This is a genomic window from Microbacterium sp. TW_SC_2 (assembly GCF_055361165.1).
Genome location: NZ_CM143952.1, coordinates 537,502 through 560,858, shown reverse-complemented (window position 1 = coordinate 560,858; position 23,357 = coordinate 537,502). Strand labels below are relative to the sequence as shown.

20 protein-coding genes, 1 tRNA gene and 1 pseudogene are annotated in these 23,357 nt (G+C 69.2%); 3 read left to right on the top strand and 19 right to left on the bottom strand.

Translation table 11 applies throughout. The features are described from left to right. Positions 1 to 34: 34 nt before the first annotated feature. From ACWA14_RS02655 to ACWA14_RS02640, 4 genes are all read right to left on the bottom strand, one after another. The gene (locus ACWA14_RS02655) at positions 35 to 919 is read right to left on the bottom strand and encodes a DUF5819 family protein (protein ID WP_463795928.1); all 885 of its coding nucleotides are present in this window, start codon (positions 917 to 919) and stop codon (positions 35 to 37) included. Further along, positions 829 to 1,923 carry an ice-binding family protein gene (locus ACWA14_RS02650; RefSeq protein ID WP_463795927.1) on the bottom strand — a complete coding sequence of 365 codons (1,095 nt, stop codon included), beginning with the start codon at positions 1,921 to 1,923 and terminating at the stop codon, positions 829 to 831. The genes ACWA14_RS02655 and ACWA14_RS02650 overlap by 91 nt, the downstream gene beginning before the upstream one ends. 317 nt (positions 1,924 to 2,240) lie before the next feature. Further along, a tRNA-Arg gene (locus ACWA14_RS02645) sits at positions 2,241 to 2,313 on the bottom strand. A 65-nt stretch (positions 2,314 to 2,378) separates the two neighbouring features. Continuing rightward, entirely contained in the window at positions 2,379 to 2,960 is a 582-nt protein-coding gene (locus ACWA14_RS02640) for an asparagine synthase (protein ID WP_463795926.1), read from the bottom strand. 137 nt (positions 2,961 to 3,097) lie between these two features. Between ACWA14_RS02640 and ACWA14_RS02635 the strand changes: the two genes are divergently transcribed. After that, positions 3,098 to 3,931, top strand: coding sequence for an SDR family NAD(P)-dependent oxidoreductase (locus ACWA14_RS02635; RefSeq protein ID WP_463795925.1), 834 nt, complete (start codon positions 3,098 to 3,100; stop codon positions 3,929 to 3,931). A 22-nt stretch (positions 3,932 to 3,953) separates the two neighbouring features. Here ACWA14_RS02635 and ACWA14_RS02630 read toward each other — a convergent pair whose 3' ends face one another. The 11 genes and pseudogenes from ACWA14_RS02630 to ACWA14_RS02580 form a co-directional block, all read right to left on the bottom strand. Continuing rightward, positions 3,954 to 4,823: a hypothetical protein gene (locus ACWA14_RS02630; RefSeq protein ID WP_463795924.1), complete on the bottom strand. Its 870-nt coding sequence runs from the start codon at positions 4,821 to 4,823 to the stop codon at positions 3,954 to 3,956. Beyond that, a complete protein-coding gene (locus tag ACWA14_RS02625; protein ID WP_463795923.1) occupies positions 4,823 to 5,068 on the bottom strand; it encodes a hypothetical protein in 246 nt (81 codons plus the stop codon). Before ACWA14_RS02625 ends, ACWA14_RS02630 begins: the two co-directional genes overlap by 1 nt. A gap of 127 nt (positions 5,069 to 5,195) precedes the next feature. Beyond that, on the bottom strand, positions 5,196 to 5,855 hold the full coding sequence (locus ACWA14_RS02620; protein WP_463795922.1) for a GntR family transcriptional regulator: 660 nt from the start codon (positions 5,853 to 5,855) through the stop codon (positions 5,196 to 5,198). An 82-nt stretch (positions 5,856 to 5,937) separates the two neighbouring features. After that, on the bottom strand, positions 5,938 to 6,579 hold the full coding sequence (locus ACWA14_RS02615; protein WP_463795921.1) for an NADPH-dependent F420 reductase: 642 nt from the start codon (positions 6,577 to 6,579) through the stop codon (positions 5,938 to 5,940). A gap of 49 nt (positions 6,580 to 6,628) precedes the next feature. Then, a complete protein-coding gene (gene sufU, locus ACWA14_RS02610) occupies positions 6,629 to 7,072 on the bottom strand; it encodes a Fe-S cluster assembly sulfur transfer protein SufU (RefSeq protein ID WP_463795920.1) in 444 nt (147 codons plus the stop codon). Further along, positions 7,069 to 8,352, bottom strand: coding sequence for an aminotransferase class V-fold PLP-dependent enzyme (locus ACWA14_RS02605; RefSeq protein ID WP_463795919.1), 1,284 nt, complete (start codon positions 8,350 to 8,352; stop codon positions 7,069 to 7,071). The genes sufU and ACWA14_RS02605 overlap by 4 nt, the downstream gene beginning before the upstream one ends. Before the next feature lie 96 nt (positions 8,353 to 8,448). Beyond that, positions 8,449 to 10,218, bottom strand: coding sequence for a malto-oligosyltrehalose trehalohydrolase (treZ, locus tag ACWA14_RS02600; RefSeq protein WP_463795918.1), 1,770 nt, complete (start codon positions 10,216 to 10,218; stop codon positions 8,449 to 8,451). Next, positions 10,215 to 12,563 (bottom strand): malto-oligosyltrehalose synthase, encoded by a 2,349-nt coding sequence (gene treY / locus ACWA14_RS02595; protein ID WP_463795917.1) that lies wholly within the window; start codon positions 12,561 to 12,563, stop codon positions 10,215 to 10,217. Before treY ends, treZ begins: the two co-directional genes overlap by 4 nt. After that, the gene (glgX, locus tag ACWA14_RS02590) at positions 12,560 to 14,770 is read right to left on the bottom strand and encodes a glycogen debranching protein GlgX (RefSeq protein ID WP_463795916.1); all 2,211 of its coding nucleotides are present in this window, start codon (positions 14,768 to 14,770) and stop codon (positions 12,560 to 12,562) included. Before glgX ends, treY begins: the two co-directional genes overlap by 4 nt. Continuing rightward, complete coding sequence (locus ACWA14_RS02585; protein ID WP_463795915.1) at positions 14,767 to 15,063, bottom strand: hypothetical protein; 297 nt, start codon at positions 15,061 to 15,063, stop codon at positions 14,767 to 14,769. Before ACWA14_RS02585 ends, glgX begins: the two co-directional genes overlap by 4 nt. A gap of 285 nt (positions 15,064 to 15,348) precedes the next feature. Continuing rightward, positions 15,349 to 15,965: pseudogene (locus tag ACWA14_RS02580) on the bottom strand (GyrI-like domain-containing protein). Positions 15,966 to 16,286: 321 nt separating this feature from the next. On the opposite strand from ACWA14_RS02580, the gene ACWA14_RS02575 reads away from it, so the two are divergent. Further along, the gene (locus ACWA14_RS02575; protein ID WP_463795914.1) at positions 16,287 to 16,802 is read left to right on the top strand and encodes a hypothetical protein; all 516 of its coding nucleotides are present in this window, start codon (positions 16,287 to 16,289) and stop codon (positions 16,800 to 16,802) included. 18 nt (positions 16,803 to 16,820) lie between these two features. On the opposite strand, the gene ACWA14_RS02570 is transcribed toward ACWA14_RS02575, so the two are convergent. Then, the gene (locus ACWA14_RS02570) at positions 16,821 to 18,149 is read right to left on the bottom strand and encodes an aminotransferase class III-fold pyridoxal phosphate-dependent enzyme (protein WP_463795913.1); all 1,329 of its coding nucleotides are present in this window, start codon (positions 18,147 to 18,149) and stop codon (positions 16,821 to 16,823) included. Between the two features lie 126 nt (positions 18,150 to 18,275). Here ACWA14_RS02570 and ACWA14_RS02565 point away from each other — a divergent pair, with 126 nt between their 5' ends. Further along, positions 18,276 to 19,808: a helix-turn-helix domain-containing protein gene (locus tag ACWA14_RS02565; protein ID WP_463795912.1), complete on the top strand. Its 1,533-nt coding sequence runs from the start codon at positions 18,276 to 18,278 to the stop codon at positions 19,806 to 19,808. A gap of 138 nt (positions 19,809 to 19,946) precedes the next feature. Here the strand turns inward: ACWA14_RS02565 and ACWA14_RS02560 are convergent, their stop codons facing one another. The 3 genes from ACWA14_RS02560 to ACWA14_RS02550 form a co-directional block, all read right to left on the bottom strand. Beyond that, positions 19,947 to 21,488 carry a CoA-acylating methylmalonate-semialdehyde dehydrogenase gene (locus ACWA14_RS02560; protein ID WP_463795911.1) on the bottom strand — a complete coding sequence of 514 codons (1,542 nt, stop codon included), beginning with the start codon at positions 21,486 to 21,488 and terminating at the stop codon, positions 19,947 to 19,949. Between the two features lie 114 nt (positions 21,489 to 21,602). Next, positions 21,603 to 21,737 carry a methionine/alanine import family NSS transporter small subunit gene (locus ACWA14_RS02555; RefSeq protein WP_463795910.1) on the bottom strand — a complete coding sequence of 45 codons (135 nt, stop codon included), beginning with the start codon at positions 21,735 to 21,737 and terminating at the stop codon, positions 21,603 to 21,605. Beyond that, positions 21,734 to 23,356: a sodium-dependent transporter gene (locus tag ACWA14_RS02550; protein WP_463795909.1), complete on the bottom strand. Its 1,623-nt coding sequence runs from the start codon at positions 23,354 to 23,356 to the stop codon at positions 21,734 to 21,736. Before ACWA14_RS02550 ends, ACWA14_RS02555 begins: the two co-directional genes overlap by 4 nt. Position 23,357 lies beyond the last annotated feature (1 nt).

Below are 23,357 nucleotides of genomic sequence, written 5' to 3'. Positions count from 1 at the left end.
CGGCGGGGATCGCGCGCTGTCCGCGGCGCCGGATTCACGATCCATCACCGTATCGTTCGATGACCTCTTCGAAGGCAGCGAGCGCGTCTTCACGAACCCGATCGTCCGCCTGCCGCCACCCGAACCGCGTGACAGTCGGTTCGTGCTGTGGGACGTCATCGAACCGTCGGTCGAAATCGTTCGGCCGTTCCCGGTAGACCTCCCACCGGACACGAACGATCTCCTCGTCGAAAGCCGCGGTCGCAAAGTACGTCGCGTACTCCTTCAGCATGAAGTCATACCGAAGCGACTCGAGCACGTCCCCACGATTGTCTGCGAGCGACGTCAGGCGATCGATCAGCTGCTCCGCCGGAATCCCCCGGTAGCCGCCGTCGAACCTCTCGATGAAGGTGTCCTGCACCACCGCCTTCTGCTCCGCGCTCAGATCGCCGAAACGCGCCATGTAGGAGGAGAGTGCGTTCCACGAGAGCTTCTGGATGCGCGACGGAAGGACATTGCCGGTGACCGCGCGGAACTCCACGGCAGTCACGTTGATCCACGTGCTCTTGACGAGGCGCCCCTCCTCATCACGCCACTGCGCCTGCACCCGGAGCTGCGGGTTGGACTTGGAGATGTGAGGCGCGAACACATTCCATTTCTGCGTGAGATAAGGACTCGCCGCCGATGTCAGGCCTGAGAACGCCGTCGTGATCGGACTCGGCCGCGTGACGATCAGGAGCGACACGAACACATACGTGATCACCACGAGCAGTGAGACTGCCGTCGCGATCACCCGGCCGCTGACGCCCCCCTGCATCACGCCCCGGGCATCGTGCCCTGCCTGCTCGGTCAGGACTGGCGCCCGGGGCGATTTCGCCGGACCAGCAGCAGCACACTTCCGACGGTCAGCAGCGCCGCACCCACCGGCAGCAGCCCCCACCCGTCGAATCCTGTCGCCGGGAGGTCGCCGTCGGTATCAGCATCGGCAGCGCCGTCCGCACCATCGGCATCGACAGCGCCGTCCGCACCATCGGCATCGACAGCGGCGTCCACATCGACAGCGGCGTCCACATCGACAGCGGCGTCCACGTCGACCGAGCCATCCGCGTCTACCGCGCCGTCGACATCCACCGCTCCATCGGTCGCATCAGTATCGACCGCGCCGTCGACCGAGCCGTCCACGCCATCGACATCGCCGTCGACCGAGCCGTCCACGCCATCGACATCCACCGCACCATCGACATCCACCGCACCATCGACATCCACCGCGCCATCGGCATCCGCGTCCGCATCAGCATCCGGGTCGTCGCATCGCGGGTCCACGAAGACGTTGTTGTCGAGTGTGACTGCTCCGTTGATGGCGAGAGCTCGCCCTTCGACCGTGGTGCCCGAGACGACGGTGACGGATGTGAGCGCCATGATCGTGCCGACGAAGTCGGTGTCCGTTCCCAGCGTGGCAGAGCTTCCGACCTGCCAGAACACGTTGCAGGCCTGAGCCTGATTGACCAGGACCACGGAGCTGTCCGTGGCCGTGGTGAGCGTCGAGCCGATCTGGAACAGCCACACCGAGGACGGGTCGTTCTGAGCGTCGAGAGTGAGCGCCCCGGTGAGTCCCGCCGACGTCTGGGCGGTATAGACACCGGGGACCAGTGACTGACCGCCGAGGTCGGCGGTGATGTCGAAGTCGGAGGGCTGGCCGGCAGCCGAGCCGTAGGCCGAGGTCAGGTCGACCTGCGCTTGCAATGCAGCGGCGTCCGCGGAGTGGATCACGGAGGGCGGGACGACGATTCCGGGCGGGAAACCCGTGATCGCCGTGCCGGGAGCCACACCGAGGTCGCCGTTCAGGACGCTGTTCCCGGTGTTCGTGACGGTCGATCCCGCCAACACCACGTACGATTCTGCGGTCTCGAGATTGACGGCGGTGGCCGCCTGTGCGCTCGGCAAACCGATCCACAGAGCTGCCACGGTCAGGGCGACGACGCCGCCCGCCGCAACGGGCCCGCGCCTGAGGAGCAGGGCTTTCGATCGGCCGGGCTCTGATGTCGTCCGAGTATTCACATGTCCGCCTATCGTCGTGAAGAACAGAAAAGCAGACAGCCCCAGGTGCGCTATCCTCACGCTAACCCACGGCGATAACCGCGTCAATGATCACGCAGCGGATGCGAGGGCACCCGGCGGACACCGCTCCGACTCACGCCGGGGTGCATCTAACGAAGAAGACCCGGCCTGGATGTGGATCCCGGCCGGGTCTTTCTGTGATGTGCGCCCGAAGGGACTCGAACCCCTAACCTTCTGATCCGTAGTCAGATGCTCTATCCATTGAGCTACGGGCGCTCCGACCCGCTCAGCGGGCCGTGGAACAGCCTACAACAGACGCGACGGGAAAGCGAAACGACGCGTCAGCCGTCGGCATCCGCCGACTTCTGCTTCTTGGTGCGCTTGGACTTGGCCCGCTGGAGCGAGGACAGAGCCTGCAGATCCACGAGCCGGAGCGCCTGCATCCGCGCCTCGCGCATGCGGTCGTAGTCGGGATCCTGGTCGGGGCGCATCCCCTCCACCCGCAGTCGACGGTCGAGGTTGTGCCGCACATCCGACCACGCGGCCTCACGGGCCTCCTCGACGATCACGCCGAGCTTCTCGGAGTCCTGCATCACCTCGCGCAGCTTGGCGGCGACGCCCGCGGACTGCTTGGCCCGACGCCGCAGATTGCGCACATCCCGGTCGCGGTAGTCGTGCGTGCCCGACGGATCGGAGTGCCGTCCACGAGCCCTCTTGCGCAAGGCGGTGACGTTGGCCGCGGCCTCTTCCGACTCCTCGGCCATCGCCCGGAGAGCCTCACGCGCATCCGCGATGTACTTCTCGGTGTCGTAGACCCCGTTCTGGGCGATCGTGCCGATCAGGATGTGATTCTTCACCGCCAGGCGCGCCGCAGCCGTCGCGATCGCAACGCCCTCTGCGATGGCATCCGCCGTACGTCCCACACGAACCTCCCCTTCGAGCGTACCGGTATCGCTCGCGCAAGACGTGGGGAAGAATGGGCGCATCGGGTACTCCGCGCCCGACCCGAGCATGTGGAGACGGGGTGCGGTGACTCGCGCCTCACGAAGGAGGATGCCCGATGCGCCTCGATCTCGCAGGCAGCACGACGGTGATCACCGGCGCGGCCAGCGGTATGGGCGCAGCCGTCGCCCGTCAGCTCGCGGAGGCCGGAACCCATCTCGCTCTGGTCGACCAGAACGCCCCCGCACTCGCCACGCTCGCGGCGGAGCTGCGCACGACCACGACCACGCACATCGTCGATCTCCGCGACGATGAGGCGGTCTTCGAGGTCGCCGCCCGGATCACGGCAGCGCACCCGCGGATCAACGCACTCATCACGTGCGCGGGGTCGTCGATGCTCGGCACCCTCGACCAGCTGACGATGGAGGAGATGCGCTGGCTCACCGACGTGAACGTATGGGGGACGGTGTCGATCACGAAGGCACTGCTGCCCGCGTTGCGCCAGGCGCCGGCCGCGCATATCACCCACCTGGCGAGCGTCTACGCCCTGGCCGCTCCCGCCGGCCGCATCCCGTACGCACTGACGAAGTTCGCGGTGCGCGCCTTCTCGGAATCACTCCGGCACGAGCTCGAGGGGACGACCGTCACGGTCGGCGCCGTGTACCCCGCCGGCGTGCGCACCGGCATCATCCTGCACGGACGCTACGCCGCGGCCGTCGACCCCGCCGTCGCGGCGCGTGCCGCATCCGCGCAGGCCGCGATGTACCACACGGAACCCGCGGACGCCGCGGCGCGCATCATCCGGGCGACCACCCGCCGACGCGCGCGCACCATGATCGGGCGGGAGGCCCGGCTGGTCGATCTGCTCGTCCGTCTGGCGCCTGCCGCGTACTGGCGGGTGATGCGCGGCCCGCTGCGGGATGCCGTCGACACGACCACGCCGGCCCGCTGACCCCGCGGGATCCGGCTGCCCCTCAGCGCACCGCCCCGACCCAGATGCCCGAGGCCCACGCCTGCTGATCGCCGGTGCAGCTCTGGTTGCCGGGGTATCCGCGCACCACGGCCATGCAGTTGGCGAGGAACTCCGGATCTCCCCCGAACATCGACGCATACGACCCGGATGCGTTCAGGGAACCCCAGACCTGGAACTGGTAGATGTGCGCCAGTTCGTGCGCCATGGCCCAGTTCAGGCGGTCCGCGGTCCACCCTGCCACGTCGGCGCGGTACTTGATGTAACCGTTGCTGTTGGCGCACGCGGGGGCGGTGCCCCCGGCGCACGACGCCGACTCGTACAGTCCGACCCCGCCGCCGCCCACGAGATCGAGCGCGGCCCGCACGCGGGCGTAGCCGTCGGGTCCGCTCGAGGAGAACGCAGGTCCGCCCGGTCCCGCGGTGCGCACGATCTGCGCGGCCTGCCACGTCGCGACCTCCTCGCCGACCTTCGCCGTGAGGGCGTGCACGGTCGCGGTCGCATTCGTGACGATCTGCGGGTCGGCATGCTCGGCCAGCACCGTCTGCTGCGCGGAGACGGCGGCGGCGAGATGTGCGGCGGTGTCGACCTTGTCGGTCGCGGTCGTCATGGCCGTGCGCAGCGCCGCGATCTCGGCGAGGAATGCCGGGCGCGCCTCGAGCACGGTGGCTCGATCCGCGGTGTCCTCCTCGGCGCGCTCCACCGCACCGCGCAGGTGATCGGTGCGCTGCAGCGCCGTGCGCGTGGTGTCGGCGAGAGCGGTCAACTCGGCCACGGCCGTGGCGCGTTCAGCCTCGAGTCCCTCCGCTCGGGCGACGATCCCGGCGGACAGGAGGACGCTGATCGCGATCGTCACCGACAGGGTGCGCCGCATCACGGGAGGAATCCCGTGGCGTCGGCGATCGCGGCATCCTGCTCGGCGATCCGGGTGCGCAGGCTCGTGAGCGCACCGGCGAGATCGAGATTCCGCTCCCGCGTCTCGGCGAGTCGTTCCTCGGTCTGCGTCAGCTGCAGGCGGACGGCGTCCAGCGACGCCTGACGCTCCTGGTCCGCGACGACGACGAGCACAGCGCCACCCACCAGCAGCAGGCTTCCGACGGCGACAGCAAGACCCCGCATCTCGCTCCCCAGGACAACGTGGCGTTTTCCGGAACGGTTCCGGTAGGCCCAATATATAGAACGGTGGCCACCCGGGCGCCCCCTGCCGGCACCGGACGGCGGGCAGAGCCCCCCTTACCGAGGGCTCTCAGGCCGAGGCGTTGCCGCTCTGCAGACGACGGACCGCGCCCTCACGACCACGCGCCATGTGCTGCGGGACCAGGACGCGGATGGCGTCGACGTCGCGCGCCGCGATCGCCTCGAGGATGATCCGGTGCTCCTCGGCCATGGCGGGAAGGTCGTCATGCTGCCCGAACAGCCAGCGCAGACGCGTGAGGAACACGCTGATCAGCTCCGTCAGCATGTCGTTTCCCGCCAGGTCGCCCGCGATCTCGTGGAATGCCGCGGCCGCTCGGCGCGCGCTCTCGACATCCCCGTCCCGCGCCGCCTCGGACTCGGCTTCGTAGGCCGCGCGAAGCCGAGCGAGACCCTCCTCGTCGTGCCGTTCGGTGGCGAAGACGAAGACCAGCGTCTCGATCGACTCGCGCACTTCGGCGAAGTCGCGGATGTCGCGGTGGGTGAACTGCCGCACCACGGCCCACGACCGGGGACGGGCGACGACCACGCCCTCGTTGACGAGCGCCCGGATCGCTTCGCGCACGGGCAGCCGTGACACGTGCAGTTCTGCGGCGATGTCGCGCTCGATCAGCCGCGACCCGGGGGCGCGACGGCCGAGGAGGATGTCATCGCGCAGAATGCGCGTCACCCTGACCGACTCGAGTTCGCCGGCCGCTCCCGCCTGCGTCATGACGGCATTCTCGCACTCGGCGTGAAAGATCCGCAATTTGGTATGCCACCGTGGGGCCGAGGCGCGGCCCCACGGTCAGCGCTCACGGCAGACGGTTCGCGATCGCGAGATTCGCCTCGAGCTCGGCGGCGTTCTGCCGCACGACGTAGGCGGGCCGGTCGCGCTCGACGCGCCACGACTCACTCAGCGGTCCCACGTTCACGGTGTCGAACCCGAGCTCGTCGTAGAACTTCGTCGCGAAGGCGACGGCCTCCGCGTCGTCACCGGCGGTCGCGAGCGCCCGACGGTTCTCGGTCCCGGCGGGCGAGCCGTCGGTGGTGATGTCGGCCGCCGGGATGTGGTTGAACGCCTTGGCGATCTTCGAGGTGGGCAGGTGCTGCTGCACCATCTCGGATGTCGTGGTCTCGCCCTTGTCGAGCGCCTCGATGTGGCCGTCGCGCTCGAAGTAGTAGTTGTTGGTGTCCAGCACGATCTTGCCCGCGAGCGGTTCGACGGGGACCTGATCGAGCGCGTGCAGCGGAACGGTCACCATGACGACGTCGCCCGCTGCTCCCGCCTCGGCGGGCGTCGCCGCCCGGGCCTTCGGGCCGAGCTCCGCGATCAGCGTGTCGAGCGTCTCCGGGCCGCGCGAGTTCGAGATCACGACGTCGTAGCCCTGCGCGACGGCCGCGCGCGCGACCTGGGAGCCGATGTGTCCTGCACCGATGATTCCGAGAGTAGTCATGTGTCTGACCAACGCCGCGCTGGGAGGAGTATTCCCCGCCGCGCCGCGCTCAGGCCGACTTGCGCAGCGCGTCTTCCGCCGCGACCCACGCGAGCATGGCGCACTTCACGCGCGCCACGTAGCGCGAGACCCCGCCGAGCGCCGCGGCGTCGCCGAGCAGCTCCTCGTCGGGTTCGATCTTGCCCCGGGAACGCATGGCATCCCGGAATGCGGCGATCCGGACCTCGAGGTCGGCGACCGAGAGTCCCTCCGCGAGTTCGGCGAGCAGCGACGCCGACGCCTGCGAGATCGCGCAGCCGTGACCCTCCCATGCGATGGTTTCGACCGAGCCGTCGGCCGCACGGTGCACCTGCAGCGTCACCTCGTCGCCGCATGTGGGATTCACCTGGTGCGACTGCGCCGCGATCTCGCCGCGCAGTCCGAACCCGTGTGGGGTGCGGGAGTGGTCGAGGATGAGCTCCTGGTACAGGTTCTGCAGGTCACCGGATGTCATGCGCGCACTCCGAAGAAGTCGATGGCCGCGGCGACGCCGTCGATCACGGCCTCCACCTCGTCCTGTGTCGTGTAGAGATAGGTGCTCGCCCTGGTCGACGAGGTGACGCCGAGCCGGCGATGCAGCGGTTGGGCGCAGTGGTGACCGACGCGCACCGCGATGCCGCGGTCGTCGAGGAACTGTCCCATGTCGTGCGAGTGGATGCCGGCGACGTCGAAGCTCGCCAGCCCCACGCGGGGCAGGTCGATACCGGCACCGAGCACCCGCACGCCGTCGATCGCCTGGAGCCCGTCGACGAGACGACGACCGAACGCGGCTTCGTGCGCGGCGATGCGGGGCATGCCGACCGCGCTCAGATAGTCGACCGCCGTGGCGAGGGCGATCGACTGGGAGACGCGCTGGGTGCCCGCTTCGAAGCGCTGCGGCGGCGGGAGGTATTCGGCGTGCGTGGTGGTGACCGTGGTGATCATCGATCCGCCCGTGAGGAACGGGGGCATGACCTCGAGCAGCTCGCGGCGTCCGTAGAGCGCGCCGATGCCGGTCGGGCCGAGCATCTTGTGTCCCGAGAGCACCGCGAAGTCGATATCGAGCGCGTGCACATCGAGTGGGAGGTGCGGGGCCGACTGGCAGGCGTCGAGCAGCACGAGCGCACCGACCGCGCGCGCGAGAGCGATGAGCTGCTCGACCGGGTTGATCACCCCGAGCACGTTCGAGACATGGGTGACCGCGACGATCCGTGTGCGTTCGGAGATGAGCCGCGCGGCCTCGTCCATCCGCAGCGCGCCGTCATCGTCGAGCGGGATCACCCGGAGTGTCGCACCGGTGCGCGCGGCGAGCTCCTGCCACGGGATGAGGTTCGCGTGGTGCTCCATCTCGGTGGTGACGATCTCGTCGCCCTCGCGCAGACGCAATCGTTCGGCGTCGGCTCCCCCGCGTCCGAGCGAGGCGTTCGAGAGCGAGTAGGCGACCAGATTGATGGCCTCGGTCGCGTTGGAGGTCCACACGATCTCGTCGTCGTCGGCGCCGAGGAAGCGGGCGAGTGTGGCGCGGGCGTCTTCGAACAGCTCGGTGGCCTCGGCCGCGAGCGTGTGTGCTCCGCGGTGCACGGCGGAGTTCAGGGTGCTCGCGAACTCGCGCTCGGCGTCGAGCACCGCGAACGGTCGCTGCGACGTCGCCCCGGAATCGAGGTACGCGAGCGGGTGTCCGCTGACCTGGGTCTGCAGGATCGGGAAGTCCGCGCGGAGACGCCGGACCTCGTCCTCGCTCAGCGGGGCGCGCACGTCGGCGAGGGGGGGAAGAGCTCATCCTTCTAGCTTCTCACCTGACGGCGCGGGCCGGGTCACCACTCCGACGAGCGGTGACCGGCCCGCGGCGGCTCAGGAGAGGGCGGGTCCGACCACGGCGGCGGCATCCGGGGGCACGGTCACCCGGCCCGATGCGTGCGCCACGGACTCCGTCGACAGGAGCACCGCGGCATCCGAGGCGACGTCGAAGTCGAGCGGGGCGGCCGTGAGGTTGATCAGCACCGCGCACGCGCCGCGATCGATGCGGTATCCGCGGGCGTCCGGCGCCTCACCGGCGGGCGCGACCGTGACGACGGTGTGGCTCATGTCGGGGTCCGTGAACTCCGCGCGGTCGCGCCGCAACGCGATCAGGTCGCGGTGGAGGGCGAGCAGACGCGCGTGCGCGGGGTCCTCGACCTCCGTCCAGTCCAGGTGTGAGCGCTCGAACGTCTGCGGATCCTGAGGGTCGGGGACCTGTGCCGGGTCCCACCCCATCGCGGCGAACTCGGCGATGCGGCCCTCTGCGGTCGCGCGCCCGAGTTCGGGCTCCGGATGCGAGGTGAAGAACTGCCAGGGCGTCGAGGCGCCCCATTCCTCGCCCATGAACAGCATCGGCGTGCCCGGTGCGGTCAGCGTGAGCACGGCGGTCACCGCGAGGCGCTCCGGCGAGAGCGTGGCGGAGAGCCTGTCGCCGGCCGCGCGGTTGCCGATCTGGTCGTGATCCTGCGCGAAGGTCACCAGACGCCAGCTCGGAACCGCCGCGGGAATCGGAGCACCGTGCGTCCGGCCGCGGAACGACGAGAACGTGCCGTCGTGGAAGAACCCGTGCTCCGCGACCTTGGCCACGGCATCCGGTGAGGCGAAGTCGGCGTAGTAGCCGGCCACCTCGCCCGTGACGGCGACGTGCGTGGCGTGATGCCAGTCGTCGGACCACTGCGCGGTGAGACCGTAGCCCCCGGCCTCGCGCGGCAGGATCAGCGTCGGGTCGTTCATGTCGGACTCGGCGATCAGGCTGAGCGGGCGGTTCAGCTGGGCCGACAGTGCATCGGACCGCTCGGCCAGCTCCTGCAGGATGTGCGTCGGACTGTCGTCCTTCAGCGCGTGCACCGCGTCGAGGCGCAGCCCGTCGACGTGGAAGTCGCGCATCCACCGCAGAGCGTTCTCGACGATGTACGCACGGATGGCCGGTGCATCGAGGTCGATCGAGTCGCCCCAGGTGTTGCGGTCGCCCTCGCGGAAGTACGGGCCGAACTCCGGCAGGTAGTTGCCGCTGGGTCCGAGGTGGTTGTACACGACGTCCTGGATCACCGCGAGGCCGCGGGCGTGCGCGGCATCCACGAAGCGCTGGTAGGCCGCCGGGCCCCCGTACCCCTCATGCACGGTGTACCAGAGCACCCCGTCGTATCCCCAGTTCCATCGGCCGTTGAAGCCGTTGACGGGCAGGAGCTCGACGTGCGTGATGCCGAGCTCCACGAGGTGATCGAGCCGGTCGATCGCGCTGTCGAGCGTGCCCTCGGGAGTGTAGGTGCCGATGTGCAGCTCGTAGATCACGGCGCCGGCGAGCGGGCGGCCCGTCCATGCGGAGTCCTGCCACGCGTGCGCGTCGACGTCGAAGGCGGCGGATGCCGCATGCACCCCGTCCGGCTGTCGCGGCGACCGGGGGTCGGGGCGCAGCTCCTCGCTGTCTCCCAGCAGGAAACCGTAGCGCTCCCCGTCGGCGAGCGTGAGGTCGGCGCGCCACCAGCCGGCCCCGAGCGGGTGGTCGGCCGCAGGGCGGAGCTCGTGGTCATCGGCCGTCGCTCCCTCCGCGGTGAGCCGTCGTACTCGCACGCGCTCCGCGCGCGGCGCCCACACCTCGATCATCGTGCCTCCACCAGCAGAGCGACCGGGTAGGTCGACAGGAGTTCCGCGAGCCGGACCGGCCCCGGTTCGATGCGGCGACCCGTGAGCACGTCGACCGCGGCGATGTCCGGGCGCACGAGCTGCGTGTCGTCCCATCCCCCCCGCGCCGCGAGTGCGACGGGAAGCCGTGTCGCGACGGCCGTCACGCCGCCCCGGTCGACGGCGACCACGTGCCCGGATGCCGCGCCCACGGCGACGCCGGGTCGGTACACCGTGAACAGCTCGGGGTGGTCGCGGCGCAGACGCAGCGCGCGCGAGGTGACGAGCATCTTCGCCAGACCGGAATCGTCGATCTGCGGAAGGACCCCGCGCGCGACGTCACGGTCGAGCGTCTGCAGCAGGCGCGCCCGCTCGGCGAAATCGACCGGGCGGCGGTTGTCCGGGTCGACGAGCGAGTGATCCCAGAGCTCGGTGCCCTGGTACACGTCGGGAACGCCGGGCCCGGTGATCTGCAGCAGCTTCGCCGACAAAGAGTTCGAGCGCCCGTGCGCGTCGATCTCGGCGACGAAACGCGATATCACGCTGCTCGCGGCGCCGTTCGCGGCCTCGGCGAAGGCCGAGAGACCCTTCTCGAACTCGGCATCCGGATGCTGCCAGTGCGTCGACTCCGAAGCCTCGCGCGCGGCCTTCTCGGCATACGCGAGCAGCCGATCGGACGCGATCGGCCAGGCACCCACCGCGGCCTGCCAGAGCAAGGCGTCGAGCGGACCGTGCCCGGTGGACGAGATCGCGCGCAACTCGCCGAGCACCTCGGCCCAGCGCTCCGGAACCTCCGACAGCACGCTGAGTCGGGCGCGCACATCCTCCGAGCGCTTCGTGTCATGCGTCGAGAGCGTGGTCATCGAGTGCGGCCAGGAGGCCAGTCGCGCCTGCTGCGCCGCGTGGAACTCCTCGGCGGTGAGCGCCGCGATGGACGGGTCGGCGCCCACCTCGGTCAGTGTGCCCAGACGCGTGGAGCGGTAGAACGCCGTATCCTCGACGCCCTTGGCCATCACCGCGCCGCTGGTCTGCTCGAAGCGCTGGGCGACCTCGTTCTTCGGGTCGGTGAGCAGCGGCTCGAGCTCGTCGAAGGTCGCGGCCAGCTCCGGTCGGCGTCGACGGGCGTCGGCGAACGCGTGATCGAGATGCGCGCGACCCGCGGGCAGGTACGAGCGGTAGACCGGGAAGCAGGTCACCAGTTCCGCCAGCGCGTCGTCGGCGTCCACGACGCCGAACGGCAGCGTGCGCACCAGGCGCCGCACCTCGGACTGCAGGAGTTCGTCCGCGATCATCCGCTTGGTGGAGTGGATCAGATCCTGCCACGACAGCGCCTCGGGAAGACCCGTGTCGGTGCGCAGTCGGGCATCGAGCCGGGTGAGCGACTCCACGCCGTCGGCGTCGATGAGCAGCCGATCGATCTCGGCAAGAGCGTCGTAACCCGTCGTGCCGTCGGTGCGCCACCAGGAGGGCAGCGCCTCCCCCGGTTCGAGGATCTTCTCCACCAGCGTGTACGCACCCCCGGTCGCATCCGAGAGCTGCTCGAGGTAGGCGCCGGGATCCGCCAGGCCGTCCGGGTGGTCGACGCGGAGTCCATCCGCGAGCCCCTCCGTGATCCAGCGGACGATCTCCTCGTGCGACTCGGCGAACACATCCGGCAGTTCCACGCGGATGCCGGCGAGCTCGACCACCGCGAAGAAGCGGCGATAGTTGAGCGCTGCGTTCTGGTCCTGCCAGAACCGCAGGTCGTAGTGCTGGGCGGCCAGCAGCGCCGGAAGGTCACCGGCGAGCTCCCCGGTGCCCGGGGCGAGCGGCAGCACGTGGTCGAAGTACGACAGGGTGCCGTCCGGCGCATCGGCCGACGGCGTCGTGTCCACGACGAGGTCGCCGCTCGCGATCACGGCATCCGGTTCGGCTCCGAGGATCGGCAGACGCACCCGGTCGCCGCCGAAGCGCCAATCGACGTCGAACGCGACCGCATGCCGAGACCCGCGGCCGAGGCGCAACAGGTCCCACCACCAGGGATTCTCGCGCGGCACCGCGACCCCCACATGATTCGGCACGATGTCGATCAGGATGCCGAGATCCTGCGCGCGCGCCGCTGCGGCGAAGCGCCGGAGGCCCTCCTCACCGCCGCGGCTCTCGTCGATGCGCGAATGATCGACCACGTCGTAGCCGTGGTCCGACCCCGGCGTCGCCGCCAGCAGCGGCGACAGGTACGCCCACGACGCCCCCAGCTCCGCCAGGTAGGGCGTCACCGCGGCGGCATCGTCGAGCGTGAAACCCGAGCGGATCTGCAGACGATACGTCGAGAGAGGTCGCCGGGTCATGCGCGGTGCTCGGGGGTGGGCGCGGGGGCCGCGGGCACGGACTGCTCGTTCTGCACCCGCAGCGAGGCGTTCACGGAGTCATCCGTGTCGACCTCGACCGTGTCGACCTCCGACAGGACGACGAGCGACTTCGCGTCGATCGGGAGCACGGCGCTCGCGGCGAGCGCGGTGTCGTTCCCCCGCTCCCCGGCGGTGTCGACCATGATCTGCCAGTTCGCGCCGTGACGCTGATCCGGCAGGGTCAGCTCGACGGGCTCATCGCCGCTGTTGAAGTAGACGAGGAAGTTGACGTCCGTCACCGGCTGCCCGCGCAGGTCGCGCTCGCGGATGCCGTGGCCGTTGAGGAACATGCCGACCGCCAAACCGAATCCCGAGTCCCAGTCCTCCGGCGCCATCGGCACCGCATCCGGTCGGAGCCAGACGACATCGGGAACCCGCTCGCCGTCTTCTGCCCGCACCGGGCGACCGTTGAAGAAGCGGCTGCGACGGAACGTGGGGTGCGTCCGGCGCAGTCGGCTCACAGCGGCCGTGAACTCGATGAGCGGGTGATCCGCCGACTCCCAGTCCACCCATGTGATCTCGTTGTCCTGGGCGTAGCCGTTGTTGTTGCCGCCCTGGGTGCGCCCGAGCTCGTCGCCGTGCGCGATCATCGGCACGCCCTGCGACAGCAGCAGCGTCGCGAGGAAGTTGCGCTGCTGGCGCGCCCGGGCCCGGTTGATGCTCTCGTCGTCGGTCGGACCCTCCACTCCCATGTTGGAGGAGCGGTTGTGCGATTCGCCGTCGTTGTTGTCCTCGCCGTTGGCCTCGTTGTGCTTCTCGTTGTACGACACGAGGTCGCGCAGCGTGAATCCGTCGTGCGCCGTGACGAAGTTGATGGAGGCGACGGGTCGCCGCCCGGAGTGCTCGTACAGGTCGGCCGAACCGGTCAGACGCGAGGCGAACTCACCCAGTGCCTGCGGCTCGCCGCGCCAGAAGTCGCGCACGGTGTCGCGGTACTTGCCGTTCCATTCGGTCCACTGCGGCGGGAAGTTGCCCACCTGGTAGCCGCCGGGGCCGACGTCCCACGGCTCGGCGATGAGCTTCACCTGCGAGACCACCGGATCCTGCTGCACGAGCTCGAAGAACGTCGCCAACTTGTCGACGTCGTAGAACTCACGGGCGAGCGTGGAGGCGAGGTCGAAGCGGAATCCGTCGACGTGCATCTCGGTGACCCAGTAGCGCAGCGAGTCCATGATGAGCTGCAGCGCGTGGGGGCTGCCGGCGTTGAGGCTGTTTCCCGTGCCGGTGTAGTCGGTGTAGTACCGACGGTCCTCCTCGAGGCGGTAGTACGCCTCGTTGTCGATGCCGCGCATCGACAGGGTCGGGCCCAGGTGGTTGCCCTCGGCCGTGTGGTTGTAGACCACGTCGAGGATGACCTCGATGCCGGCGGCATGCAGCGCGCGCACCATCGCCTTGAACTCCTGCACCTGCTGGCCGTGCTGGCCGCTGGAGGCGTACTGGCTGTGCGGAGCGAAGAACGCGAGGGTGTTGTAGCCCCAGTAGTTCGACAGGTCCTTCTCCTGGAGCGTCGAGTCGTGCACGAACTGGTGCACGGGCATGAGCTCGATCGCCGTGATGCCCAGGCGCACGAGGTGCTCGATGATCGCGGGGTGCGCGATGCCGGCGTACGTGCCACGGAGTTCCTCCGGGACGTCGGGGTGGCTGACCGTGAGCCCCTTCACGTGCGCCTCGTAGATCACGGTCTGCGCGTACGGGATCTTGGGGAGGCGGTCGCCGGCCCACTCGAAGAACGGGTTGATGACCACGCCCTTCACCATCGCCGCAGCCGAGTCCTCGTCGTTGCGGGAATCGGGGTCGCCGAAGTCGTAGCCGAACAGCGACTGCCCCCACACGATCTCCCCCGAGACGGCCTTGGCGTAGGGGTCGAGCACGAGCTTGTTGGCGTTGAACCGCTTGCCCTCGGCGGGCTCGGCAGGACCGTGCACGCGGTAGCCGTAGAGCTGTCCCGGCTGCACGGAGGGCAGGAAGCCGTGCCAGACGAAGGCGTCGAACTCGGTCAGCGGCACGCGCTCCTCGTTGCCCTCGTCGTCGAACAGGCACAGCTCGACGCGCTCGGCGCCTTCACTGAACAGGGCGAAGTTGGTTCCCTGGCCGTCGAAGGTCGCTCCCAGCGGGTAGGGCGATCCGGGCCACACCTCGTGGCTCACAGCGCGCGCTTCGTTCGACGGGACTGCGACGCCCGGTCGAGGACCGTCTGCACGGCCTCGTGGAAGTCATGGACCTGGGCGATCTCCTCGGAGTTGCGGTACGGGTCACCTGCGTAGCAGACGAAGACCGGCGACACCCATTCGACGAAACCGACGGGGCCATCCTGGATCACGACGTAGCGGTCGAGATCGACACGCTCGTATACGGACTCGGGCGGTGAGACCTGCTCTGCGGGAGCGTCTTCCGTGCCGGCCGATTCGAAGTCAGGAGCAGTGGGGGCTTTCGCAGACAAGAGAACTCCTTTTTTTCTTTTAGTAGTCATGACGATAAGCGCGCGAACGAAAAAGGTGAATGGTGTTGCCAGAATGGACACCCAACGGCTACCATCGATGGCCCGTCGCGCGACGGGTACGTGGCCGAGATCACGGTCCACTCGGTCCACATGCGGCTCCCTCTCGGTGACGTGGCGGCGACCGAGGTCGGCGACCTCGTCTCGACCACGGTGGTCCTCGTCAGCGAGGACCAGGATGCCGAGGACCGGTTCTGGAGCGAGGCCTGATGAGCAGGGTGCGCGCGCTCACGCCGGCCGGATCACCGGCTGCCGCAGGATCGTGCGCCGCTTCGCGGGCTCCACGCGGCGGAAGTCGCTGAAGTAGATCTCGTGATGCATCCCGCGCATCGCGAGCCCGTTCTCGGGGATGAAGCGGTGATGCATCTCGTCGAGCACCGGACCCTCGTCATCGAAGGCTCCGCGGTGCAGCGTCTGCACGCAGAGACCCTCGTCGAGCGTCTCCAGCCGCACCGTGCTCAGGCTCGGCGAGGCGTTCTTCTTCGCAGACGCGGCGGTCTTCGCGCGTGCGAACATCTCGGGGGTGATGGGGGCGGGCACCATGATCATGAGCGTCCACCGCCAGGCGCTCTTGTCGCGGCGCACCGTGAAGACGTCCATGTCCGGCGCGTGCCACAGCCCCTCGAGCGGCATCACGACGGTGTCGAGACCGAGTTCGGCGCGAGGAACTTGAGGGCGTAGGCCACGGGGTACAGGGCCGTGACGGCATCGGCGAAGGCGGTCGCGGTGTTCGGGTCGCCGGCACCGTCGACCATCAGGTACTGCATCCGCGGCACGTCGACCAGGCGGAACTCGCCGTGCTTCGCCCGGTAGGCATCGAGCGTCTTCTTCAGGTCGATCGCCATGCGGCGCCTCCTCGATCGTGCGCCTCAGTGTGCCAGAGGACGCGACGAGATCGGCTCACGGCGGAGAATCCGCGCCGCCGCAGGCCCCTACGGCGCCGCCGTCCCGCCCCTCATCGCCGACCTGCGGATCCTTGAAGCGCTCGATGCCGTCGGCACTCGTGCACGCGGCCGGCGGCCCGGAGCCTGAATCCGCTCAGTGATCCGAAGCCGCACGATCCGACCGCTTCCGTCCGGGCCTCCCCGATCACAGCGCGATCTCAGGTATGTGAAAGGCGTCGGCCTATTCTCGACAGTGGGGACGACTTCTGGGGAAGGCTTGTCATGAAGGTGAATGATGCGATCGCCGGCGCACCACTGGGGGCGCCTGCGCTGTCCGATGCCGAGAACCCGTTCCTTCATCCGGATCTCCTGCAGGATGCGCAGATCACGCTCATCGTCGTCGACGTGCTGGCGGGGACCGTCGGCATCCTGCTCGAGCTCCGACAGGCGCCGCATGTCCGCGCGAACACCGGCCTGATCCGGGTGACCGGGGTCGCACAGCAGAACTGGATCTGCACCGCGGTCGCGAACGAGTTCACGGCCTGGTCGATCACCGGGGCGACGGTGCACGCCGCCCCGAAGGAGTTCCAGCTGGCCGCCCAGTGTCTGCCCACCGGCATGCTGCGCGTGATCGGCACCGCGGCCGAGTTCATCCTGCTCGACGCCGGGACCCTCGATGTCGCCCCACCCGACTACCGCGCCGACTCCCGTACACTCATCCGCTTCGGCGTCGCCGATCAGAACACGGACTGCGAGGTCGTCGGCGTCGCCCGATCGAATCGAGTCGCCGTCGTCTGACCTCGCGGCCGTCCCCCCTCAGCGGGGGAAGGCGGCGAGCGCCTCATCGATGAGGTCGAGCCCCCGCGTGGCCTCCTCCGCCGTGATCACGCACGGCGGCACGACGTGCAGTCGGTTGTCGGCGAAGAACGGCAGCAGACCCCGGGAGAGCAGGTCGCTCTTGAGCGCTCCGACCGAGGCGGCGGCGAGCGGCGCACGCGTGTCGCGGTCCTCGACGAGCTCGACCGCCCAGAACACCCCGCTGCCGCGCACCTCGCCGATCAGTTCGTGCCTCTCGGCGAGTTGCGCGAGACGCGGGCCGATGACCTCCGCGCCGACGCGGCGGGCGTTCTCGACGACGCCCTCCTCGCGCATGGCGCCGATCGTCGCGACCACGCTGGCCGCGGCGAGGGGGTGGCCGGAGTAGGTGAGGCCGCCGGGGAACACGCGCGCGTCGAAGTGGTGCGCGATCTCGGACGGGATGATGACGCCGCCGATCGGCACGTACCCCGAGTTCACGCCCTTCGCGAAGGTGATCAGATCGGGGCGCACCTCGAAGGCGTCCAGCGCGAGCCACTGCCCCGTGCGTCCGAATCCCGCCATCACCTCGTCGAGGATGAGCAGGATGCCGTAGCGATCGGCGATGGCGCGCACGCCTGCGAGGTAACCCGGAGGCGGGGTGAGGATGCCGGCTGTGCCGGGGATCGTCTCGAGCAGGATCGCGGCGATGCTGTCGGGCCCCTCGGCCTGCACCACTCGCTCCAGGTGATGCAGTGCGCGGGCGGACTCCTCCTCGGGGGTCGTGGCCCAGAACTCCGAGCGGTACAGGTAGGGACCGAAGAAGTGGACGTGTCCCCGCGCGTACTCGTTGGGGACACGGCGCCAGTCCCCCGTCGCGACGACCGCGGCGCCCGTGTTGCCGTGATACGAGCGGTAGGTCGAGAGGATCTTGTCGCGCCCGGTGAACAGTCGCGCCATCCGGATCGCGTTCTCGTTCGCGTCGGCCCCGCCGTTGGTGAAGAACACCTTCTCGAAGCCCTCGGGGGCGATGTCGACGATCAGTCGCGCCGCTTCCGCCCGTACCGCGTTGGCGTGGGCGGGAGCGACGGTCGTGAGCACTTCGGCCTGCGCCTGGATCGCCGCGACGACCTTGGGGTGCTGGTGACCGATGTTGACGTTCACGAGCTGGCTGGAGAAGTCGAGGTAGTGCGTGCCGTCGGCATCCCACACGGTGGTTCCGCGTCCGCCGGCGAGAGCCAGCGGCGCGAGCGTGCCCTGTGCCGACCATGAGTGGAAGACGCGCGAGGTGTCGGCGTCGGACACCTCGGCGCTCGTGAGCAGGGAAGTGGCGGGAGGGGTGTTCGACATGGAGGTCCTTCTGTCCGGTCGGCGGCGTACGCCGATCCTCCCAGCGCACTCCCTCCTCACCAAGAGACAATCCGTACACCACGAACCGCCTTGACGGACAGAACGGCAATACGTGAGGATGCGAAGATGCCTGCCACCCTCCGCGCCCTGATCGATGACGACCGGTTCGGCCTCCGCGCGATCGGCGATGTCGATGACGCGGTGCTCGTTCACCCGTTGCTGTGGGCGCACAGCTCCGACCTGCCCGACCCCACTCCGTGGATCAGTGCGGGTGGCCTCCTGCTGACCGATGGGGCGCAGTTCCGCGCACCCGAGCCGACGCCCGCCGACCCCTATGTGCAGCGCCTGGTCGCGCACGGCGTGCTCGCCCTCGGCTTCGCGACGGGCATCGTGCACGAGCGTCTTCCGGCGGCGCTCGTCGCGGCGGCCGCGGCGCACGGGCTGCCGCTGTTCGAGGTGCCGCGTCGCACTCCGTTCATGGGCATCATCCGCTTCGTGTCGGATGCCGTGGCCGACGAGGACCGGCAGATGCTCGAGAAGTCGCTGCGCGCACAGCGCTCGGTCGCCCGCGCCGCCCTCCGCCCGGACGGGCTCGCGGAGATCCTGCGCGAGCTCGAGCGGAACCTGGAGTGCTGGGTGGCTCTGTTCGACGCCTCGGGAGCGCGGGTGCGGGTTCCGACGCGACGCGGGATCCCGGAGTCGACCGCCCCCGAGGTCGAGGCCGCGGTCGCACGGATGCTGATCCGGGGACGGACAGCGGCGGAGCGCCTGAGCCTCGCCCACGCCGGAGAGGTCACGCTGCAGACTCTCGGCCAGAAGGGGGAGCTGCGCGGCATCCTCGCGGTCGGGACCGGAACAGGCGCGCTCGATCGCGCCAGGGCCGACCTGGTCGACGCCGTCATCGCGCTCGCGAGCATCGCGCTCGAACAGAGCCGCACGCTCGACGAGGCGCGGCGCCGCCTGCGCACGGGCGTGCTCGAGCTGCTGGTCGCCGGCATCACCGGCGTCGCCCAGCGCACGGTCGCGCATCTGTGGGGGCCGCTGCCCGCCGACCCGATCCGCATCGGCCATCTCGCCCCGGTGCAGGATGACGACGGCGGGGCGCAGAACCTGCGCTCGGCCCTGGAGCTGCTCGCCGGCGACCGGCAGGGCGCGCTGTTCTTCGCCGAGCAGGACACGGCGATCGTGACGATCACCCCGGCCGACGACCGCGATGAGCTGCTCGCCCTGCTCTCCCGGCACCGCACCCTCGCCGGGTTCTCGGCGTCGACGACGTGGGACCACGTCGCCGGCGCGGTGTCGGAAGCCCGTTCCGCGCTCACCCGATCCACGCCGACGCGGCCCGTCAACGACTTCGACGATCTCGCGCACGACGGGCTCCTCGGGCATCTCGAGCACACACGCGCACACGACATCGCGCGTCGGATGCTGCTGCCGCTGACCGACCCCGCGGCTCCGGCGGACCTGCGCCGCACCCTCGAGGTCTGGCTGGAGCACAACGGCGCCTGGGACCCCGCGGCGAAGGCTCTCGGCATCCATCGGCACACGCTGCGCGCCCGTGTCGACACCGCCAGCGTGCTGCTGCGGCTCGATCTGTCGACCTTCGCCGCCCGCGCGGAGGTCTGGTCCGCTCTGCAGCTCACGCGTTCTCTCCCCTGACCCCTTCCCTGACCTGCCGAGCCACCCCCTTATGTGCGACCCGGCCCCTTATTACGGTTCACAAGGGGGTGGTTCGCACACAAGGGGGTGGCTCGGCCACGCAGCAGAAGGCAGAAGCCAGAACCCAGAGCGCGAGCGTCAGGAGTTCTGGGGGAAGCCGAGGTTGATGCCGCCGTTGTCGGAGTCGGCGCGTGCGGCAGGGTCGATCCAGCGCGCGGTGACGGCCTTCTCGCGCGTGAAGAAGTCGAAACCGTGCCGGCCGTAGGCTTTCGCATCGCCGAACAGCGACTTCTTCCAGCCGCCGAAGGAGTGGTACGCCACAGGCACCGGAATCGGCACGTTGATGCCGATCATGCCGACCTGCACCTCGCTCTGGAAGCGGCGCGCGGCACCGCCGTCGTTGGTGAAGATCGCGGTGCCGTTGCCGAACGCGCCCGAGTTGATCAGCGCCAGCCCCTCGTCGTAGGACGCGACCCGCACGACCGACAGCACCGGTCCGAAGATCTCCTCGGTATAGGCCCGCGACGTCGTCGGGATCGCATCGATCAGCGTGGGCCCGAAGAAGAATCCGTCCTCGCGTCCATCGACCGTGAAGCCACGCCCGTCGACGACGATCCGCGCGCCGTCCGCCTCGGCGATGTCGACGTAGCTCGACACCTTGTCACGGTGCACATCGGTGATCAGCGGTCCCATGTCAGGCTCCACGCCGTCGACGCCCGCACCGTCGCCGATCGTCAGCGCAGCGATGCGCTCCGTGATCTTGGCGATCAGCTCATCCGCGACCGGCTCGACCGCGAGGACCACGCTGATCGCCATGCACCGCTCGCCCGCGGCGCCGAAGCCCGCATTGACCGCCTGATCGGCGACGAGGTCGAGATCGGCGTCCGGCAGCACCAGCATGTGGTTCTTCGCGCCGCCCAGCGCCTGCACCCGCTTGCCGTTGCGGGATGCCGTCTCGTAGATGTACTGGGCGATCGGGGTCGAGCCGACGAAGCTGATCGACTGCACCACCGGCGACTCCAGGAGCCCGTCGACCGCGAGCTTGTCGCCCTGCAGCACCGTGAAGACGCCGTCCGGAAGGCCGGCCTCCTTCCATGCCCGCGCCAACCACAGCGCGGCGGAGGGGTCCTTCTCCGAGGGCTTGAGGACCACCGCGTTGCCGCCGGCGATCGCGATCGGCACGAACCACAGCGGCACCATGACGGGGAAGTTGAAAGGCGAGATGACGCCGACCACGCCGAGCGGCTGCTTCAGCGAATACACGTCGACGCCGGAGGACGCGTTCTCGCTGAACTCCCCCTTGAGGAAGTGCGGGAAGCCCGTGGCGAGCTCGACGACCTCCTGTCCGCGGAGGATCTCGCCCATCGCGTCGGAGACGACCTTGCCGTGCTCGGCGGTGATCAGTTCGGCCAGCTCTCCCTTGCGGGCGTTCAGGATCTCCCGGAACGCGAACATCACGGATTGCCGTTTCGCGATCGAGTAGGCGGACCAGACACGGAAACCGGCGTCTGCGGAGGCGATCGCCTCGTCGATCTCGGCCTGGTCGGCCAGGGCGACGTGCGCCTGCACGACACCCGTCGCCGGGTTGTAGACCGGAGCCGTCCGGCCCGAGGAGGAGGAGCGCGGGGCGCCGTCGATCCAGTGCGCGATGACGGGAACGGATGCGTCGGAGAGGGTCATGGCATCAGTAAAGCAAGCGGCGACGCGGGAGGTGGTGCCAGTGCGTCCATCCCGGCGCCGTGAGTTCGACAGACGGGCAGATCCGGTCGTCGCGACCGGATCTGCCCGTCAGCGTCAGAGCTCGACGGGTGCCGACGGTTCGGCGTCGTCCATCTCGGGGTGCTTCGCCAGGTTCACGATCCCGGCGATCAGCCCGCCCCAGACCGTGACCATGGCGATGATCATCATGACGATGGCGGTGGGGGTCATGCGCCTGCTCCCTTCTGCGTGGATGACTGGATCTGCACGGCACCGGTCTCGGCATCCGGCTCGTAGTCCTCGTCGAGGAGGAACTCGTCGTACTCCGGGTCGTCCTTCGCGTGCGAACGTCCGCTCCAGGGCAGCAGCGACAACAGCATCGCGAAGACCACCAGCGCGATGACCATCCCCCAGCCGAACACGCCGAGGAACCACACGGGGTAGCCGCTGTAGGGCTCGGAGATCTTGGTGATGAGCTCCGTGACGAGCAGGTAGCCCAGCACCACCGGGGCGAGCACCCCGATCGCGATCTTCCAGATGCGGCCGACGCGGAAGCTGGAGCGCCGGTTGAGGTGCTCCTGCAGCGTCGGCAGCTTGTGGAGCATCCACGCCACGACGACGACCGCGACCAGCGCCACTGCCATGATGCCGAAGGCGTTGACGAAGGCGTCGGCCGTGTCGAGCACCGAGAGCGCCGTGGTGGTGGAGAAGAGTGCCATCGAGATGACCGCCAGCGGGATCGAGACCGTGAGCGTGGTGCGCAGGCGACCCCAGCCGAGCTTGTCCTGCAGAGCGGCGACGACCACTTCGAGGATCGAGATGAGCGAGGTGATCCCGGCGAAGACCAGCGCCCCGAAGAACAGCACGCCGATGATCGATCCACCGGTCGCCTGCGACACGATGGTCGGGAAGGCGACGAAGGCGAGGCCGATGCCCGAGGTGGCGACGCCCGCGACGTCGGTGGCCTGCGCCTGCGCCATGAATCCCAGGGCGGCGAACACCCCGATGCCGGCAAGGATCTCGAAGCCGGAGTTGGCGAAGGCGACGACCAGGCCGGAGCCGGTGAGGTCGGTCTTGCGCTTCAGATACGAGGAGTAGGTCACCATGATGCCGAACGCGACCGACAGGGAGAAGAAGATGTGGCCGTACGCGGACGCCCAGACACCCGGGTCGGCGAGGGCCTCCCAGTTCGGGGTGAAGAACGCGTTGAGTCCGTCCATGGCGCCGGGCAGGAACAGCGACTGCACGACCAGTACCGCGAACATGAGCGTCAGCAGGGGCATCAGGATCATGTTGGCCTTGCCGATGCCGCGCTTCACCCCGAGCGCCATGATGCCGATCACGACCAGCCAGACCCCGATCAGCGGGATCCCCACCTGCGGCACGAAGTCGGTGGAGACTCCGACCTCCGCGACGTCCGCCGACTTCAGGAAGTCGGTGAAGAAGAAGCCCTCCTCATTGCCCGCTCCCCAGGTGAGCTGGGCGGAGAACCACGTGTACATCGCGGCCCAGGCGACGATCACGGCGTAGTACACCGCGATCACGACGCAGATCAGCACCTGCCACCACCCGAGCGGCTCAGCCGCGCGGTGCAGGCGACGGAAGGCCAACGGCGCGGAGCCGCGGAACCGGTGGCCGATCGCGTAGTCGAAGAACAGCAGCGGGATGCCGGCGGTCAGCAGCGCGCACAGGTACGGGATGAGGAACGCCCCGCCGCCGCCCTCGTAGGCGACGTAGGGGAAGCGCCAGATGTTCCCGAGTCCGACGGCGGAACCGATCGCCGAGAGGATGAAGACGTTCCGCGACCCGAAGGCTTCGCGTTTCGGGGTCTGCGTCGTTGCGGTTGCCATG